The 18,097-nt window shown below is 44.4% G+C and carries 14 protein-coding genes and 1 riboswitch; of the genes, 7 read left to right on the top strand and 7 right to left on the bottom strand.

Annotation, left to right across the window (positions count from 1 at the left end):
* Nucleotides 1-44 precede the first annotated feature (44 nt).
* The gene (gene def, locus EL081_RS08710; RefSeq protein ID WP_048688441.1) at nucleotides 45-659 is read left to right on the top strand and encodes a peptide deformylase; all 615 of its coding nucleotides are present in this window, start codon (nucleotides 45-47) and stop codon (nucleotides 657-659) included.
* A 27-nt stretch (nucleotides 660-686) separates the two neighbouring features.
* Here the strand turns inward: def and EL081_RS08715 are convergent, their stop codons facing one another.
* Nucleotides 687-1,538, bottom strand: coding sequence for a mechanosensitive ion channel family protein (locus EL081_RS08715; RefSeq protein WP_126404843.1), 852 nt, complete (start codon nucleotides 1,536-1,538; stop codon nucleotides 687-689).
* Between the two features lie 150 nt (nucleotides 1,539-1,688).
* Between EL081_RS08715 and sstT the strand changes: the two genes are divergently transcribed.
* Nucleotides 1,689-2,906 (top strand): serine/threonine transporter SstT, encoded by a 1,218-nt coding sequence (sstT, locus tag EL081_RS08720; protein WP_126404844.1) that lies wholly within the window; start codon nucleotides 1,689-1,691, stop codon nucleotides 2,904-2,906.
* 180 nt (nucleotides 2,907-3,086) lie between these two features.
* Here the strand turns inward: sstT and EL081_RS08730 are convergent, their stop codons facing one another.
* The 5 genes from EL081_RS08730 to zapA form a co-directional block, all read right to left on the bottom strand.
* Nucleotides 3,087-4,427 (bottom strand): alanine/glycine:cation symporter family protein, encoded by a 1,341-nt coding sequence (locus tag EL081_RS08730; protein ID WP_126404846.1) that lies wholly within the window; start codon nucleotides 4,425-4,427, stop codon nucleotides 3,087-3,089.
* Nucleotides 4,428-4,582: 155 nt separating this feature from the next.
* A riboswitch (glycine riboswitch) is annotated at nucleotides 4,583-4,673 on the bottom strand.
* A 137-nt stretch (nucleotides 4,674-4,810) separates the two neighbouring features.
* Nucleotides 4,811-6,229 (bottom strand): C69 family dipeptidase, encoded by a 1,419-nt coding sequence (locus tag EL081_RS08735; protein ID WP_126404847.1) that lies wholly within the window; start codon nucleotides 6,227-6,229, stop codon nucleotides 4,811-4,813.
* A gap of 80 nt (nucleotides 6,230-6,309) precedes the next feature.
* Entirely contained in the window at nucleotides 6,310-8,646 is a 2,337-nt protein-coding gene (locus EL081_RS08740; protein WP_126404848.1) for an endonuclease MutS2, read from the bottom strand.
* A 96-nt stretch (nucleotides 8,647-8,742) separates the two neighbouring features.
* Entirely contained in the window at nucleotides 8,743-9,297 is a 555-nt protein-coding gene (locus EL081_RS08745) for a CvpA family protein (RefSeq protein ID WP_126404849.1), read from the bottom strand.
* 10 nt (nucleotides 9,298-9,307) lie between these two features.
* Complete coding sequence (gene zapA / locus EL081_RS08750) at nucleotides 9,308-9,598, bottom strand: cell division protein ZapA (RefSeq protein ID WP_023024429.1); 291 nt, start codon at nucleotides 9,596-9,598, stop codon at nucleotides 9,308-9,310.
* Nucleotides 9,599-9,752: 154 nt separating this feature from the next.
* Between zapA and EL081_RS08755 the strand changes: the two genes are divergently transcribed.
* The 4 genes from EL081_RS08755 to recD2 all read left to right on the top strand — a co-directional run bounded on the left by EL081_RS08755 (nucleotide 9,753) and on the right by recD2 (nucleotide 14,347).
* The gene (locus EL081_RS08755) at nucleotides 9,753-10,232 is read left to right on the top strand and encodes a glutathione peroxidase (RefSeq protein ID WP_126404850.1); all 480 of its coding nucleotides are present in this window, start codon (nucleotides 9,753-9,755) and stop codon (nucleotides 10,230-10,232) included.
* 55 nt (nucleotides 10,233-10,287) lie between these two features.
* Nucleotides 10,288-11,178 (top strand): ribonuclease HIII, encoded by an 891-nt coding sequence (gene rnhC, locus EL081_RS08760; RefSeq protein WP_126404851.1) that lies wholly within the window; start codon nucleotides 10,288-10,290, stop codon nucleotides 11,176-11,178.
* 3 nt (nucleotides 11,179-11,181) lie between these two features.
* Nucleotides 11,182-11,820, top strand: coding sequence for a signal peptidase I (gene lepB, locus EL081_RS08765; RefSeq protein ID WP_126404852.1), 639 nt, complete (start codon nucleotides 11,182-11,184; stop codon nucleotides 11,818-11,820).
* Between the two features lie 91 nt (nucleotides 11,821-11,911).
* Entirely contained in the window at nucleotides 11,912-14,347 is a 2,436-nt protein-coding gene (gene recD2 / locus EL081_RS08770) for an SF1B family DNA helicase RecD2 (RefSeq protein WP_126404853.1), read from the top strand.
* 27 nt (nucleotides 14,348-14,374) lie between these two features.
* On the opposite strand, the gene dinB is transcribed toward recD2, so the two are convergent.
* Nucleotides 14,375-15,487: a DNA polymerase IV gene (gene dinB / locus EL081_RS08775; protein WP_126404854.1), complete on the bottom strand. Its 1,113-nt coding sequence runs from the start codon at nucleotides 15,485-15,487 to the stop codon at nucleotides 14,375-14,377.
* A 225-nt stretch (nucleotides 15,488-15,712) separates the two neighbouring features.
* On the opposite strand from dinB, the gene pflB reads away from it, so the two are divergent.
* A complete protein-coding gene (gene pflB, locus EL081_RS08780) occupies nucleotides 15,713-18,028 on the top strand; it encodes a formate C-acetyltransferase (protein ID WP_126404855.1) in 2,316 nt (771 codons plus the stop codon).
* Nucleotides 18,029-18,097: the final 69 nt, after the last annotated feature.

Here is an 18,097-nt window from a genome sequence, read left to right on the forward strand (position 1 = left end):
AATTATGATATGATGGTTTCTAGAAAAAAGGAGTGAATGAGAACATGTCTGCAATCGAAACTATTACAAAAGCTGCCCATCTAATTGATATGAATGATATTATCCGCGAAGGCCACCCAACTTTACGTGCTATCGCTGAAGAGGTCACTTTCCCACTGTCAGATCAAGACATCATCCTAGGGGAAAAGATGATGCAGTTCTTGCACCATTCGCAGGATCCTGTCATGGCAGAAAAATTAGGCCTTCGAGGTGGAGTTGGACTCGCTGCCCCTCAGTTGGACATTTCTAAGCGCATCATTGCCGTTCTCGTCCCAAATCCAGAGGACGAAGAAGGAAATCCTCCAAAAGAAGCCTACTCCATCCAAGAAGTCATGTACAATCCTAAAATTGTCTCCCACTCAGTCCAAGATGCGGCTCTAGGAGATGGCGAAGGGTGTCTCTCTGTAGACCGCAACGTTCCTGGTTATGTGGTTCGCCACGCGCGTGTAACGGTAGACTACTATGACAAGACCGGAGAAAAGCACCGTATCAAACTCAAAGGTTACAACTCCATTGTGGTCCAACACGAAATCGACCACATCAATGGCGTTATGTTCTACGATCGGATCAATCCGAAGGATCCTTTCGCTGTCAAAGATGGTATGCTCATTTTAGAATAAGAAAAAAGACCCATGGGTCTTTTTTTATTAAGGTGTGACAGAGAAAGTGGTTGGAATCTCGATGCCATTTTGTAAGAGGGCATCATGATAGAGTTTATAGTAAAGATGGTAGATGGCCACTTGGCTCCCCGATTGGACCATCATGGCCACACGGAAGGAATAGCGACCCGTTGATTTTTCAATTTGTGGCCCTAAAATTGTTGGACCATCTAAGATTTCTGGATGTTTCTGTGTTTGTTCATCGTTGACTTGCTGGAAGATCTGATAAATCTTATCGAGATCAGTTTGAGCAGAAATCGGCATATCAATTAAAACGCGCTGGTTGCCCCGCGAGAGATTGCTAACAACCATAATATTGCGATTAGGGATAAAATGCAAGGTCCCATCTGCATCTCGCACCTGGGTCGTCCGAATGCCGACACTCGACACTGTCCCTGCGATGGTAATCGGACCATTGGTCACTCGCACCGTATCTCCAACATCCAATTGGCGCTCAAGAAGAATAAAGAAGCCATTGACCAAATCCGATAAGAAGCCTTGAGCTCCCATACCAATGGCAACTCCTGCAATTCCAGCACCCGCCAAAAGACTTGAGACTGGCAAGCCGAGGATGGAAAGAATCCAGTAAATCAGGATAAAATAGAGACAGTAATTCAACAGACTCTCTACCAGCCTTAAAATAGTATTCCTACGCGCTTCGTCTTGACCTACATAATTCAGAGAAGGCTTCAAGATGCGTTTCACCATGCTACGAAGTAGTTTTTTGGCAAGCAAAAATAAAATAAATAAAATAGCTAAGGAAATCAATTTCGAAACCAACTCATCCATGATTTTGGTCCAATCAAACTGACTGACATAGCGGGAAAAAATATTCTTCATACCTTCTATCAATCTCCTTCTTCTTTTTCTAATGGTTTGATTATATCAGATTTTAGGCTATAGAACCACTAACCTCCTCTTATGCTCACCTTGATTTTAAAACTTAACTATCGTATAATGGACGGTAAACTTTCAATAAAGGAGGTCCTTATGGTCAAACGATTCATTCAAACTTGGAATAAAACCAACCTGATGAAGCGGATTGCAATCGGAATCTTCGTTGGAGCTCTCTTAGCTATGCTGCTTCCTCAAGCATCTGCAATTGGTCTATTAGGGGAAATCTTTGTAGGAGGCTTGCGGGCAATTGCTCCTCTTCTAGTCTTCGCCCTTGTCGCTAACGCCCTCTCCCAGCACCAAAAGGGAACCCAAACCAATATGAAATCAGTCATTGTCCTCTACCTCCTGGGAACTTTTGCGGCAGCCTTGGTAGCAGTCCTGGTGAACTATCTCTTTCCTATTACCATTTCTTTAACGGGAACTAGTGCTGAAGGAACTTCTCCCGATGGACTAGGGGAAGTTATCAGCAACCTTCTTTTAAAAATCGTGGACAATCCCCTCAATGCCCTTATCCAGGCTAATTATATCGGGATTTTATCCTGGGCCGTAGTCTTTGGTGTTGCCATGAGAGAAGCTAGCGAGCACAGTAAGGACCTCCTTCAAACCCTAGCAGATATTACTTCCAAGATTGTCGAATGGATTATTAACCTAGCTCCATTTGGAATTCTAGGCTTGGTCTATACAACGATTGCAGGACAAGGCTTTGATGGACTCAAGAGCTATGGGCTCCTCTTACTTCTCTTGGTTGGCACCATGCTCTTCGTTGCTCTAGTCATCAACCCAATTTTTGTCTACATCATGATTCGCAAAAATCCTTATCCTCTAGTCTTCAAATGTCTACGAGTCAGTGGATTGACTGCCTTCTTTACTAGAAGCTCTGCTGCTAACATCCCTGTCAATATGAAACTTTGTAAGGAGCTAGGTCTCAACCCTGATACTTACTCAGTTTCTATTCCTCTGGGATCTACTATTAATATGGCTGGAGCTGCCGTTACCATTAATACCTTGACCCTGGCTGCTGTCAATACCTTAGGTATCCAAGTTGACTTTGGGACTGCCCTGATCCTCAGTATTGTTGCAGCTGTTTCAGCCTGTGGGGCTTCTGGAGTAGCCGGTGGTTCCCTTCTCTTGATTCCTGTCGCCTGTAGCCTCTTTGGTATCGACAATGATATTGCTATGCAAGTAGTCAGCGTGGGCTTCATTATTGGTGTCATCCAAGATTCTTGTGAAACAGCCCTCAACTCATCAACAGATGTCCTCTTTACAGCTATTTCTGAAATGAAAGATTGGCCCAAAGAAAAACGCTATTAAGTCAGAAGAGAGTGGGACAGAAATCGGTAATTCGTTAGAATTCGATTTCGTCGTCCCACCTCCGCACAGTTGAGTAGGGCTGTAAAAGCTGATGAAATCAGCGTAGTAGAGCCCACTCAACCACTGCGTCTTGCTCGATAATCCAAAGACAATTGAGAGGCTAGGGCTTTTGTCCCAGCCTCATTTCTTTTTCTTAAAATACCGTTTGCTTTCCTTTATAATCACAGGTGATAAGGCTAACAAGGCGACGAGGTTCGGCAAGGCCATCAGTCCATTTACAATATCAGCAATGACCCATACCAACTCCAACTGAAGAAAGCCTCCCAAGCCCACCATCAAGATAAACAGAAGGCGGTAATAGGGAATCAGTTTAACACCTGCTAGAAATTCGACACAACGTTCACCATAGTAAGACCAACCCAAAATGGTCGTCGTCGCAAACAAGACCAAACAAAGGGTCAGAATGATCCCACCGATATGGCCGAAGGTCGAGATAAAGACCTGCTGGGTCAAATCACTCCCACCTTCCCCCACTGTTGTCCACTGGCCAGACACTAAAATAGCTAGACCAGTTAGGCTACAAATAATAATGGTATCGATGAAGGTCCCGGTCATAGAAATCAAACCTTGCTCCACCGGCTCTTCCGTTTTTGCTGCCGCTGCTGCAATCGGCGCGGATCCCAGTCCTGATTCATTGGAGAATACTCCACGCGCCACTCCTTTTTGAATAGCCTCTTTCACCAAGGCTCCAGAAAAACCACCAATGGCCGCGGTTCCCGTAAAAGCATCTTGGAAAACTTGAGATAGAACGGTCGGTAGCTGGTCCATATTCAAGACAAGGATGTAAACTGTCGCAAAGATATAAGCCGCAGCCATAAAAGGAACCACCTTTTCAGAAACCTTGGAGATCCAATGAATCCCGCCAAAAATAACAGCCGAAACAATTCCTGCAATGACTAGACTAGCCACTTGAGGGGAAAGTTGAAAACTAGTCTTCAAAGCGCCAGTAATGGCATTCACCTGGGTCATGGTTCCAATCCCAAAGAGAGCCACCAAAACACCTGCCAAGGCAAAGAAGATGGCAAGGGGACGCCACTTTTCACCCATCCCATGGAGGATATAGTACATCGGTCCTCCTGAAATATGACCATTGTCATCCTTGGTCCGGTAGCGAATGGCCAACAAACCTTCTGCATACTTGGTCGCCATCCCAAAGAAGGCCGCCATCCACATCCAAAAGAGGGCACCTGGACCTCCTGTCTGAATAGCTGTCGCTACTCCGACAATATTTCCTGTCCCAACTGTCGCTGCCAAGGCTGTTGCCAAGGCACCGAAGCTAGAGATATCCCCTTCTCCTTGATCTTCTGTAAAAATGAGCCGAAAAGCTTGGGGTAAACGAAAAACTTGCAACAAGCCCAAGCGGACACTCAGGTAAATCCCAGTCCCTACCAAGAGAATCAAGAGGGGAGTTCCCCAGACCACATTATCTACTTGTTTAAAAAATGCCAGCCAATTTGTCATCCTTATCTATTTCTCCTTTTATCATTTGTCTATCTTTAGGAAGGGATAGTCATCCACTTCCTACACATCAACCAACCAATTATCCAAAGAGAAAAAGAAAGAGTACATGTCAAACATGTACTCTAGTGCTCCAAATAAAAACCAAAAAGGCTTCTATCTTTTGCTCTGTCCTTTTACCTGAGAGTTTGAGTAGAATGCTCTACCTTGCCCCTTCGGTGCCTTTACGGTCTCTCCAGAGTTCCGTCCATTTCACAGTCATAGGAAGGCCCTACTTCTGAAAAACTTCATCCGGTATGATGTTCAATTTTTTCCATTTTAGCACAATTTGAAAAACAGGTCAATATTTTCAGAAATTATCATAAAAACACGCTTGTTTCACCTAACTAGTCACTCAAAGAGAAATGGTTGGTCATCAGGTTGCTAGCATCCAACAAGATCTTGTCCAATAAGCGATCCGTCGCTTCTTGAATCTGATCACTCATTTCCTGATTTTCTCTTTCGAAGTCAACATTTTGTCCTGCTGCCAAGCCTTGATCCACTCGTCCAATCCGGGCATGCCCAAGGGCCATAGTTCTTTCTTGGTAATCTTCTAAATCTCCAACATGATGACTATAATGAGCATCTGCCAGACCAGCAATAATCCGATTGGTCCAATAGAAGGAATCCGTCGTCACTTTTTCTGTCGTGTTGGCAAAATAATCTGGTGTTTTATCTACCTGGGTAAAGAAAGGAACAGCTGTATTGAAGGGCATAGACCCATAGCAAAGCCATTGAATCCCGGTTGTTTCTTGAGGACGATTTGGCCGCAATTGGAGAATGGCCGTCTGGCTAGTTCGGTTAATACCAATGGTACGGAAGGTCCGACGACTATGACTTTCCCCTTCTGAGCCATAGGGATCATAAACTGAATCCTGGTAGTGACTGCTGAGGACATATTTGACATCTTCAATCGTAATCTTGCGATAGGGTTTTTGACACCAAGGAAGGAAGAAGGAACGAGGATCTTGCTCCACTTCTGGGTTGAGGAACCGTTGAATATCCCAAGCACGTGGTGTGTTGTAATGGCGGTCCTTGTCTCGTTGGCTCCCAAAAGCATAACGAGGGTTAAAGGAGGAACCGTCAAAATCTAAGGCCAAGTGATGCCGTTTCACAAAATCGTTCAAGTCTGGGTCACATAAGAATTCTTCCGGGCGATCAAACTCAAAGCGATCACTTCCCAATTGATTGGGATTGGTCACATAGGCATCGTCAGGTACACGGCGGGCCATCCAGTGATGACCTCCGATGGTTTCCAACCACCAGATTTCATTGACATCGCTGATAGCCACCCCATTAGACTCATAGGTGCCGTATTCCTCTAGGAGTTTCCCCAAGCGAAGCACTCCTTCACGAGCAGTCTGAACATAAGGAAGGACCAAGGTCAGCATGTCTTCCTCCCCAATGCCACTTTCCACCAGAGGATCCGCACCCAAGACCCGGCTATTGGTCGTAATGGTTTCTGTTTCACTCATAGCCACATTATAGTGATTGATACCCGCTTCTCCCCAGATACCATCCTTAGGAATAGCATCTGGAACAGCTGTGTAACGAACAGGGTTATCAGGCAGATCTATCTCAAAAGGAGATAGGACTGAACGATAATGACGGGGTTGATCCTCTGGCTGAACAACGATAAATTTCTTAGGGGTAAACACTCCGTTTTGAGAGTCTTCCGTGCGAGCTACAATGGTTGAACCATCATAGCTAGCACCTTTTCCGACGAGTATGGTGGTGCAAGAATCGGACGAACGATTAGGGGTCATAAACTTTCCTTCTTTCCGTTTAAACTGACTGTATTATAGCAAAAAGCGTGCCTGATTAAAAGGCACGACTGACTCTTTGCTTATTTAAAGGTAACAATTGTTGCTCCGCTTCCTCCTGCATTTTGAGGAGCGTATTCAAAGCTTTTGACATGCTTATTGCGACGAAGGTACTTAGTGACCCCTTCCCGGATGACCCCTGTTCCAATGCCGTGGATGATATCGACTTGGGCCATATTGTTGAGAAGAGCTTGGTCGATAAAGCTGTCTAATTCTTCCATGGCTTCCTCATACCGTTTACCACGAAGGTCCAAGCGAGCCCGAGGCCCGTTGACGTTGGAGCGTTTGACCACGTGAACCTGGCGCTTTTTCGGTTGGGAAGCATCTTTTTCAGCTTTTAGAAGATTAAATTCTTTTTCTTCCAAGGTCATCTTGATTAGTCCCACTTGGGCTTCCCAACGACCATCCTTGAGCTGCTTAGTAAGACTTCCTCTTTGCCCATAGCTGATGACCAAGATCTCGTCTCCTACTTTTGGAGCTCGGGCTTTCTTGGCCTGTTTCAAGACCTTGTTTTTTGATAGGTCGACCGTTTCTGGAGCTAATTTCTTCAACTGAGACTTAGCCTCAATAATTTCATGGGGCTTGAGTTGTGATTTGGCATGGAGACCTTGTAAGATCTGGTCGCTTTCTGCTAGAGCCAGACCTACAATTTCTTGCGCTTCTTTACGCGCCTTGTTAAGCTCTGTCTCCCGCTCCCTGGTCAACTCATTATACAATTTCTTGAGGACACGGTTGAATTTTAGGTTTTCCTGTTCGACATCTCGGATGGAGTCGAGGCGTTTGCGACTTTCTAGGGTCTGAGCTTCCAACTTTTCAATGATGCGGTTGACATCCCGATCTTGATTGGTCATCCCCTGCGCTTGACGAACGATCACTTCTGATAAGCCTAGACGACGAGCGATCTCAAAGGCATTAGAACGTCCTGGTACCCCCTGCATAAACCGATAGGTCGGACGCAAGCTGTCCGTATCAAATTCCATGCTAGCATTTTGAACACCAAGGGTTTCAATCCCATAGGCCTTAAGTTCTGGATAGTGGGTGGTTGCCATAGTCTTGATCCCTCGTAAGCGGAGATCTTCTAGAATGGCAATCGCTAGTGAAGCCCCTTCTTGGGGATCCGTTCCAGCTCCCAACTCATCCAGCAAGACCAAGGATTCCTCATCGACCTGCTCCAAAATAGAGACAATATTGGTCATGTGACTGGAGAAGGTAGATAGGCTCTGCTCGATCGACTGCTCATCCCCAATATCAGAGAAGATTTGCGTGAAGACAGCTACCTTACTCCCAGTATCTGCTAGGATTGGCAACCCCGACTGGGCCATTAATTGGGCTAGTCCTAGGGTCTTCAGCATGATGGTCTTCCCACCCGTATTCGGTCCTGTAATCACAATCTCTGTGAGGTCTTTGCCAAAGTGGATATCATTGGGAACAGCCTTCTCGATCAAGGGATGGCGAACCTGCAGAAGCTGAATCTCCCCTTGAGCTGACAAGGCTGGAATGGTCCCTTTTCGATCCTGTAAAAAGCGATGTTTGGCACGAACGAGGTCAATATGACCGATTAGCCAAGCATTGTTCCGAATTTCCCCCGCATGAGGCCGAAGGAGATTTGAAATTTCTTCCAAGATCCGGAGCATCTCGAAGCGTTCATCCGCACGATGGTTCGCAATCTCTTCATTGAGATTGACGACTGCTCGAGGTTCGATATAGACAGTATTCCCACTAGCAGAAATATCGTGAACTACACCGGCAATCCGATTGCGGTAGGTGTTTTTGACTGGCAAAACATTTCGTCCATTCCGACTAGCTACGACCTGATCAGCCAGCATTTCGGACTTGCTCTTCAACAATTCTTGCAGAATATCTCGCACTTGGTGTTCATTCTCTTGAATCCGTCGACGGATTTTAGCCAAAGTTTCGCTGGCAAAATTTTCGATAAATCCAGCCTCATTAATGGCATGTAAACTTCCCTGCAACTGTGGAAGATCGACTAGATTTTCAAAAATTCGATCCAGTTTTTCCAAGCGGACATTTTCTAATTCATCATAAAAATTTCGCAATTCATGAGTCACGCGCAAGACTTTCTTCACCGCTAACAATTCATCAATATTGAGCGATGTTTCCAATTCTAAACGTTTGGTCACCGGACGAATTTCTTGGATGGTGGGCACGCTAAAGTGCGGATGCTCCACAAATATCTGAGCCATATCCGCCATCTCAAGAAAGGCAGTTTCAATTGCTTCTTTTTTTGCAAGCGGGGCTAATTCCTGTAACTCCACCTCGCCCTGCTCCGTTTGTAAATAGGGCTCTACTAAGTTTTTGACTTTTTGAAACTCTAAGGTTTCGAGAATTTTTTGATTCATGTTTCTCCACAACAGAAAAGGAGGCTGATTTTGGTCTGAGCCTCCCCTTCCTTTCTATAATATCTCTCATGAACTTTTACACATGATGAGAAGTGATTACGCACCTAAGATTTTTACAACCCAAAGTTGTTTCAAGAGGCCTGCTGTAAGGGGGCTATGTTGCACCATAAATCGAATGAGGAAACTTCCATGGAGCCGATCTTGAATGGCTGCCATGGGGATGGTTGATAAAATCGTGAATCCCATTTGCAGAACAAAGTAAGTCACCAAGACAGCTAAAACACCACTGGCAATCTGAAACGGAAACTCCTCCCATTTTTCAGGTGTTGGAATCAAGGGAATAAAGAGTCCAATCACTCGACCAATCGCATAGACCAAAACAAACAAGATGAAATAAGCCAAACCAGCGTAAAAAACTTTGTCTAAGTGAAAGAGTTGGTCCGCACCATAAAAATAGGTTTTTGAAGCTTGTGTTGCACTCGAAAATGGGATCCATAGACTAATGGTTTTTGCCAAGGACTGATAGCCTGATCCTGCGACCAACATGGCCACAATCATGGTGAAAAAATAATATCCTTGAAGCAAAATCCCTCGTGAATACCCAATATAAAAACTCCAAGCTAGGATGAATAAAATCAGGATTGAAAACATGCAACTCCCCTTAATTAGATGATCTACCGACCAGGCCATCTAGGGCCTTGCGACGAAAGTCTTCCAATTCTTTTTCCTTATCGTCAAACTCAATCTCACGACTCAATTGTGTTGATAAACTATTGATTGCTAGTAAAATAGCCAGGGTCTCATCATCAGCAGCTGGCATTTGTTCTTTAATCGCTTCATATTTTTCCTTCGCGACCCGTTCAACTTCTTCCATGAAGAGATTATCATGATTAGTTGTGAGAGTCAGCGATTTATTACCGAAAGTAAATTTGTATCTATTTAAGCTGGACATAAAAAATCACCTCACGATATTATATCAAAATCTAGCCTGCTTGTCAGTAGAAAAATCCCCTTCCTATAGGAGATACTGGAGGCAGTAGGCCACGGTTTATCTTTTTTCTCCCCAAGCATGATACAATAGAGAAAGTAGGAAAGGACGTAAAAAAATGAATATTTATGATTTCTCTATAGAAGCCCAAGACGGGAGCACCATCCCCCTAGAAACCTATCGAGGGCAAGTGCTTCTCATCGTCAATACAGCAACAGGTTGTGGTCTGACGCCTCAATACCAGGGATTGCAAGAGCTCTATGAGCGCTACCATAACAAAGGTTTCGAAATCCTTGACTTTCCATGCAATCAATTTATGGGCCAAGCGCCGGGCAATGCTGAAGAAATCAATCAGTTTTGTAGCCTCCATTACCAAACCAGCTTCCCACGCTTCGCAAAAATAAAAGTCAATGGGAAAGAAGCCAGTCCCCTTTACCAATGGCTCAAAGAACAAGCTAGTGGTCCCTTGGGCTCCCGTATTGAATGGAATTTCGCCAAATTCTTGATCAATCGCCAAGGCCAGGTCGTCCACCGCTTCTCTTCAAAAACCGATCCTCAAGCAATTGAAGCAAGGCTAAAAGAAGTCCTTTCAGACTAAATTCGGTTGGTCTTTTTCTGGCCTTTCATAGAGCATTTATGATACAATAAGGGCTATGGAAACAATCACATTGTCCCCTCAAAATGAGGACATCCAAGCATTTGTTCGTCAGTACCAAGACCATTTGGCGCCTTCAAAAAATCCATATATCCGATATTTTTTTAAGGCTCCTGGTGCAACCATTTCGATTTACACATCAGGAAAGGTTGTCCTGCAAGGTAATCAGGCCACGCGCTATGCTGCTTTTTTCGGTTACCAGCAAGATCCGATAGACCAAGCACTTGCCGGACAAGACTTCTCCTTAATCGGAACGGATGAAGTTGGAAACGGCTCTTACTTTGGAGGGCTTGCCGTAGTTGCTTCACTGGTCAGCCCGGAGCAACATGCCCGCTTAAAAAGTCTAGGAGTTGGGGATTCTAAAACCCTGGATGATCGAAAAATTCGAGCTCTCGCACCGATCCTCAAAAAAGAAATCCCACATCAGGCCTTGCTGCTGACACCTAAGAAATACAATCAGGTCATCGCCTCTGGCTACAATGCGGTATCTGTCAAGGTCGCCCTCCACAATCAAGCTATTTTTTTGCTCTTGCAACAAGGAGCAAAAGCTCAAAAAATTGTGGTCGATGCCTTTACGACCAAGAAAAACTATGATCGCTATGTTCAGGCAGAAGCGAATCAGGTTTCACAAGTCGTCACCCTAGAAGAAAAGGCCGAAGGAAAATACCTGGCGGTAGCTGTGAGTTCCATTATCGCTCGCGATCTCTTCCTCCAAAATCTGGAAGAATTGAGTCAAGAACTAGGCTATACCCTTCCTAGTGGAGCTGGTACTCCCTCAGATAAGGTTGCTGCTCAACTATTACAGGCCTATGGCATTCAAGCCCTTGACTACAGTGCCAAACTTCACTTTAAAAATACAGAAAAAGCAAAAAAATTGATAGAAAGATAAAGCATGAAACGTTCAAAAAAATCAAACAATCCAGTCCGTTCTTTCCTGAAAGAATGGGCGCTCTTTGCCCTCATTATTGGAGGCATTATTCTCTCTCGTATTTATCTGTGGACGCCTGTCCGTGTCGATGGCCATTCTATGGATCCAACCTTGGCAGACAGTGAATACCTTCTCGTTATCAATAAACTGCCTATCGACCGTTTTGATATCGTGGTCGCTAGTGAAACAGAAAATGGAAAAACCAAAGAAATCGTTAAACGGGTCATTGGACTCCCTGGCGAAACCATCGAGTACAAAAACGATGTCCTCTATATCAACGGCAAAGAAACTGACGAGCCCTACTTGAAAGAATACATTCAAAAATTCAAAGAGGATAAATTACAGTCAACCTATTCTGGAAAAGGGTTCGAAGAAAATGGAGAGCTCTTCCGCCAAATGGCACAGATAGCCGAGGCTTTCACTGTTGATAAAGATGGAAGTGCGACCTTCACGAAAAAGCTCTTGGATGATGAATATCTACTCCTTGGTGATGATCGAATCGTTTCAAAAGATAGCCGCCAGGTTGGGGCTTTCAAGAAGGATCAAATCAAAGGAGAAGCCGTTCTTCGCCTCTGGCCACTCCTTCCATTCCAGACTTATTAACCCATGATGAGGTTGGAACTCTTGTTCCAATCTCTTTCAATATCTTCGTGAGAGATACTCTCTCTGATTACTACTAAAAAGGAAACTCTGCATGGAATACTATTTCTCAGGAACCATTGAGCGAGTCATTTTTGAAAATCAAAGTAGTTTTTTCCGTATCTTATTGTTGGATATCAATGATACCGATGCAGAGGACTATGATGACTTTGAAATTATCGTTACTGGAACGATGGCAGATATCGTTGAAGGAGAAGATTATACCTTCTGGGGAGAACTGGTCCATCATCCGAAATATGGCCAACAGTTGCAAATGAATCGCTATGAACGAGCCAAACCCACCAGCAAAGGCTTGGTGAAATACTTCTCTAGCGATCATTTTAAAGGAATTGGACTCAAAACAGCCCAAAAGATCGTGGATCTCTATGGTGAGGATACCATTGATAAAATCCTTCAAGCACCTGAAAAGCTGGCCTCTATCTCCGGACTTTCTAAAAAGAATCGCGAGGCCTTTGTCGAAAAACTCCAGCTCAACTATGGTACAGAACGGGTCCTCGCCCAACTTGCCAACTATGGTATCCCTAATAAACTAGCCTTCCAAATCCAAGATTTCTACAAGGAAGAAACCTTGCAAATCGTCGAATCGGCTCCCTATCAATTGGTCGAAGATATTCAAGGAATGGGTTTTAAGATTGCCGACCAACTAGCAGAAGAATTAGGGATTGCCAGCGATGCACCTGAACGCTTCCGAGCCGGGCTAGTCCATAGTCTGTTAACTCTCTCCTTAGAAACAGGGGACACCTATGTTGAAGCCAAAGAATTGCTCCAGGCCACTATCCAACTCTTGGAAGCATCCCGTCCCGTTGAGCTCGATCCAGCTAGCGTTGCCCAAGAATTGGCCAGTCTCATCGAAGAAGACAAGGTGCAAAACATTGACACTAAGATTTTCAACAACAGCCTCTTCTTTGCGGAAGAAGGGATTAGAAGCCATATCGGTCGCCTGCTAGAAAAAGGAAAGCAAGAATCTTTCGAACCAGAAAAAATCGAACAAACAATTGATGACATTGAAGAAGATCTCCATATCCACTACGATCCCATCCAACGGAAGGCTATCCAGGAAGCCATCCAGCAAAAGGTCTTCGTGCTAACAGGTGGACCAGGAACGGGGAAAACAACTGTTATCAATGGGATTATCGGAACCTACGCTCGCCTGCACCATTTGGACCTTCGGAAGAAATCTCAATTACCAATCCTCTTAGCTGCTCCAACCGGTCGAGCAGCGCGAAGAATGAGTGAACTGACTGGTCTTCCGAGCGCCACCATTCATCGTCACTTAGGAATGACGGGAGACGACGACACGAGTCACTTGGACGATTATCTCGATGCGGATTTTATCATTGTCGATGAATTTTCTATGGTGGATACTTGGTTAGCCAATCAGCTTCTCAGCAATATCTCCTCCAATACCAAACTCTTAATTGTTGGAGATGCCGATCAGCTTCCTTCTGTGAGTCCTGGACAAGTCTTGTCCGATCTCCTACAGATCCCAAGCATCCCTCAAGTCAAACTAGAACACATCTTCCGTCAAGGTGAGGATTCGACCATCGTCACTTTGGCCAGTCAGATTCGCAAAGGCCAACTGCCTTCTGATTTTACAGAGAAAAAGCCCGATCGTTCCTATTTTGAAGCGCCGAGCGAGCTCATCGCTCCCATGATTGAAAAAATCACCAGCGCTGCCCTTCGCAACGGCATCCCGGCCCGGGACATCCAGGTTCTTGCTCCTATGTATCGAGGTTCTGCTGGCATTGACCAGATTAATGGTCTCATGCAAGAACTTCTCAATCCATTAGAAACAGATGCTCTTTTCTTTCAAGCGCTAGATTGCCAGTATCGAAATGGTGACAAGGTCATCCACCTAGTCAACGATGCCGAGAGCAATGTCTTTAACGGAGATATTGGCTACATTACCGACCTTTTACCGGCTAAGTATACCGAATCCAAACAAGATGAACTCACCATCCAGTTTGACGGCAATGAATTGGTCTACCCACGCAATGAATGGTACAAGATTCGCCTGGCCTATGCCATGAGTATCCATAAGTCTCAAGGGAGTGAATTCCCCGTGGTCATCCTTCCCTTGACCAATCAGAGTCGACGGATGCTCCAACGCAATCTGATCTACACAGCCATTACCCGTTCCAAGAGCAAACTCATCCTTCTGGGAGAATACACTGCATTTCACTTTGCGACACAGAATACCGGAACCGCACGAAAAACCTATCTGATTGAACGCTTTTCGGATGTGCTTCCTCAAGGTAGAGAGTCTTCCTCAGCCAGCACCACTCATCTGAAAAATACTTCTCAAACAACAGAGCCCCAAAAGGAGCTCGTCTCAGTTGAAAACCACTCTGACTTATCTGCTTCCCAAGCTTCTCAACAAGGCTATCGATTAACAGAGGACAATTACTTAAGCATTGATCCCTTGATTGGCCTCACTGAGGAAGAGATTCAACACTTCTTCAAAAACTAGTTAAAAATTCCCCGTAAGCATACTAACTTACGGGGTTTTTTCTATTAGAAATCCTTCATAGGATTCCTGAGACTCGGAAGAAAAATTAGTGAGGGTCACCCCTAAGAGGCGAATACCTGAGGGATTAGTCTCCAAACTCTGATAAAGCTCCTGAGCCACTCTCTGAATGACTGCTGGGTCACTGGTTGCTTCCTCTAAACTGCGTCTCTTGGTCAAGGTCGTAAAATCTGCATAACGAATCTTGAGTACCAAGGTCTTACCAATTTTCTGATGCTTGGCCAAACTGCTCGCCACTTTTTCAGATAGGTTGGCTAGTTCTTTTAGCACATCATCCTCGGCCACCAGCAATTTTCGATAGGTGCGTTCCTTCCCAATGGACTTGCGAATACGATTGCTCTTGACCGGACTGTTATGGATCCCCCGAGCCTTTCGATAAAGATCAAAACCAAAGCGCCCAAAGTGATCGATGAGAGTCATTTCCGGCACTTCTAAGAGATCTGCACCAGTATAAATTCCTAAATCATGAAGCCGCTCCACTGTCCGTTTTCCCACACCATGAAACTTAGCTACATCTAGCTGACTTAAAAAATCTTGAGCTTGCTCGGGTAAAATAACGGTTAGTCCTCGAGGCTTCTGGTAATCACTGGCAATTTTTGCAAGAAACTTATTGTAGGAAACTCCGGCAGAAGCAGTCAAATGCAACTCATTCCAAATATCATGCTGAATCAAGCGGGCTACTTTGACAGCAGACTGAACACCAAGCTTATTGTTGGTCACATCCAGATAGGCTTCGTCGATGCTCATAGGCTCAATTAGATCGGTGTAGCGTTTAAATATTTCTCTGACTTGGAGACCGACAGCCTGGTACTTCTCGTAGTTGCCAGGGATGAACACTGCCTGAGGACAACGTTCGTAGGCTTCTTTGGAACTCATAGCCGAATGGACGCCATATTTTCTGGCTTCATAATTGCAGGTTGATACCACTCCTCTTCCACCAGACAAACGGGGATCATGGCCAATGATGACAGGCTTTCCCTTCAATTCAGGATGGTCGCGCTCTTCAACGGACGCAAAAAAGGCATCCATGTCGATATGAATGATCTTACGGCTCGTATCATTTACTAAAGGAAATATAAGCATGGGCAACCTCCTTTTTCATTATATCCTTATCAACGATTTTTTCCCACTAATTTCCACCTTTCCCAAGGCAAAAATATAATACAGTTTATTCATCTATACCTTTCTGTATTATAAAAGAATCCAAAATCTTTTTGCTATCCCCTTTGTGAAACCGATTTCTATGTGGTATACTACTATTGTAAGTGCAACAGATTTGTTGCTAGAAAGATATAAGAGGATTTAAACATGGTTGTTAAAACAGTTGTTGAAGCACAAGACATTTTTGACAAAGCCTGGGAAGGCTTCCAAGGGGAAGACTGGAAAGAAAGAGCCAGCATCTCACGCTTTGTACAAGCTAACTACACTCCATATGATGGAGACGAAAGCTTCCTAGCTGGACCAACTGAACGTTCTCTTCACATCAAGAAGATTGTTGAAGAAACAAAATCACACTACGAAGAAACTCGTTTCCCATACGATACTCGTCCAACTTCTATCGCTGATATCGCAGCTGGATACATTGACAAAGAAAACGAAGTCATCTTCGGTATCCAAAACGATGAGTTGTTCAAATTGAACTTCATGCCTCGTGGTGGTATCCGTATGGCGGAAACTACTTTGAAAGAAAATGGATTTGAGCCAGATCCAGCTGTGCATGAAATCTTCACTAAATATGTAACAACAGTTAACGATGGTATCTTCCGTGCTTATACTACAAACATCCGTCGTGCACGTCACGCTCACACAGTAACTGGTCTTCCAGATGCTTACTCACGTGGACGTATCATCGGGGTTTATGCTCGTTTGGCCCTTTACGGAGCTGACTACTTGATGGCTGAAAAAGCAAACGACTGGAATGCAATCACTGAAATCGATGAAGAATCAATCCGTCTTCGTGAAGAAGTAAACCTTCAATACCAAGCACTTCAAGAAGTTGTTAAATTGGGTGACCTTTATGGTGTAGACGTACGTCGTCCTGCCTTCGATACAAAAGAAGCAATCCAATGGACAAACATCGCCTTCATGGCTGTCTGCCGTGTGATCAACGGTGCTGCTACTTCTCTTGGACGTGTGCCAATCGTTTTGGATATCTACGCTGAACGTGACTTGGCTCGTGGCACTTACACTGAGTCTGAACTTCAAGAATTCGTTGACGATTTCGTTATGAAATTGCGTACTGTTAAATTTGCTCGTACAAAAGCTTACGACCAATTGTACTCAGGTGACCCGACCTTCATCACAACTTCTATGGCTGGTATGGGTAACGACGGGCGTCACCGTGTTACTAAGATGGACTACCGTTTCTTGAACACTTTGGACAACATCGGTAACTCTCCAGAACCAAACTTGACAGTTCTTTGGACTGACAAATTGCCATACAGCTTCCGTCGCTACTGTATGCACATGAGCCATAAACACTCTTCTATCCAATACGAAGGTGTTACAACAATGGCTAAAGACGGATACGGTGAAATGAGCTGTATCTCATGTTGTGTATCTCCACTTGACCCAGAAAACGAAGAACAACGCCACAACATCCAGTACTTCGGTGCTCGTGTAAACGTGCTTAAAGCTCTTCTTACTGGTTTGAACGGTGGTTACGACGACGTTCATAAAGACTACAAAGTATTTGACATCGATCCTATCCGTGACGAAGTTCTTGAATTCGAATCTGTTAAAGCAAACTTCGAAAAATCACTTGACTGGTTGACTGACACTTACGTAGATGCTTTGAACATCATCCACTACATGACTGATAAGTACAACTACGAAGCAGTTCAAATGGCCTTCTTGCCAACTCACCAACGCGCAAACATGGGATTCGGTATCTGTGGTTTCGCTAACACTGTTGATACCTTATCAGCAATCAAATACGCTACTGTTAAACCACTCCGTGACGAAGATGGCTACATCTACGATTACGAAACAATCGGTGAATACCCACGTTGGGGTGAAGATGACCCACGTTCTAACGAATTGGCAGAATGGTTGATCGAAGCTTACACTACTCGTCTTCGCAGCCACAAACTTTACAAGAACGCTGAAGCAACTGTGTCACTTCTTACCATCACTTCTAACGTTGCTTACTCTAAACAAACTGGTAACTCACCAGTCCACAAAGGGGTATACCTCAACGAAGATGGTTCTGTAAACACAAGCAAATTGGAATTCTTCTCACCAGGTGCTAACCCATCTAACAAAGCGAAAGGTGGATGGTTGCAAAACTTGAACTCACTTGCTAGCCTTGATTTTGGCTACGCAGCTGACGGTATCTCACTCACTACTCAAGTTTCTCCTCGTGCTCTTGGTAAAACTCGTGATGAACAAGTAGATAACTTGGTAACTATCCTTGATGGATACTTCGAAAACGGTGGACAACACGTTAACTTGAATGTTATGGACTTGTCAGACGTTTACGAAAAGATTATGAGCGGTGAAGATGTTATCGTACGTATCTCTGGATACTGTGTAAACACCAAATACCTCACTCCAGAACAAAAAACTGAATTGACACAACGTGTCTTCCACGAAGTTCTTTCTATGGATGATGCATTGAGCTAAGATTCAAATAGATTTTTCAAACCAGTCGGAAACGGCTGGTTTTTTCTTGTCCTGTCTTGACTAAATCCG

Source organism: Streptococcus viridans (genome assembly GCF_900636365.1).
Taxonomy (GTDB): Bacteria; Bacillota; Bacilli; order Lactobacillales; family Streptococcaceae; genus Streptococcus; species Streptococcus viridans_A.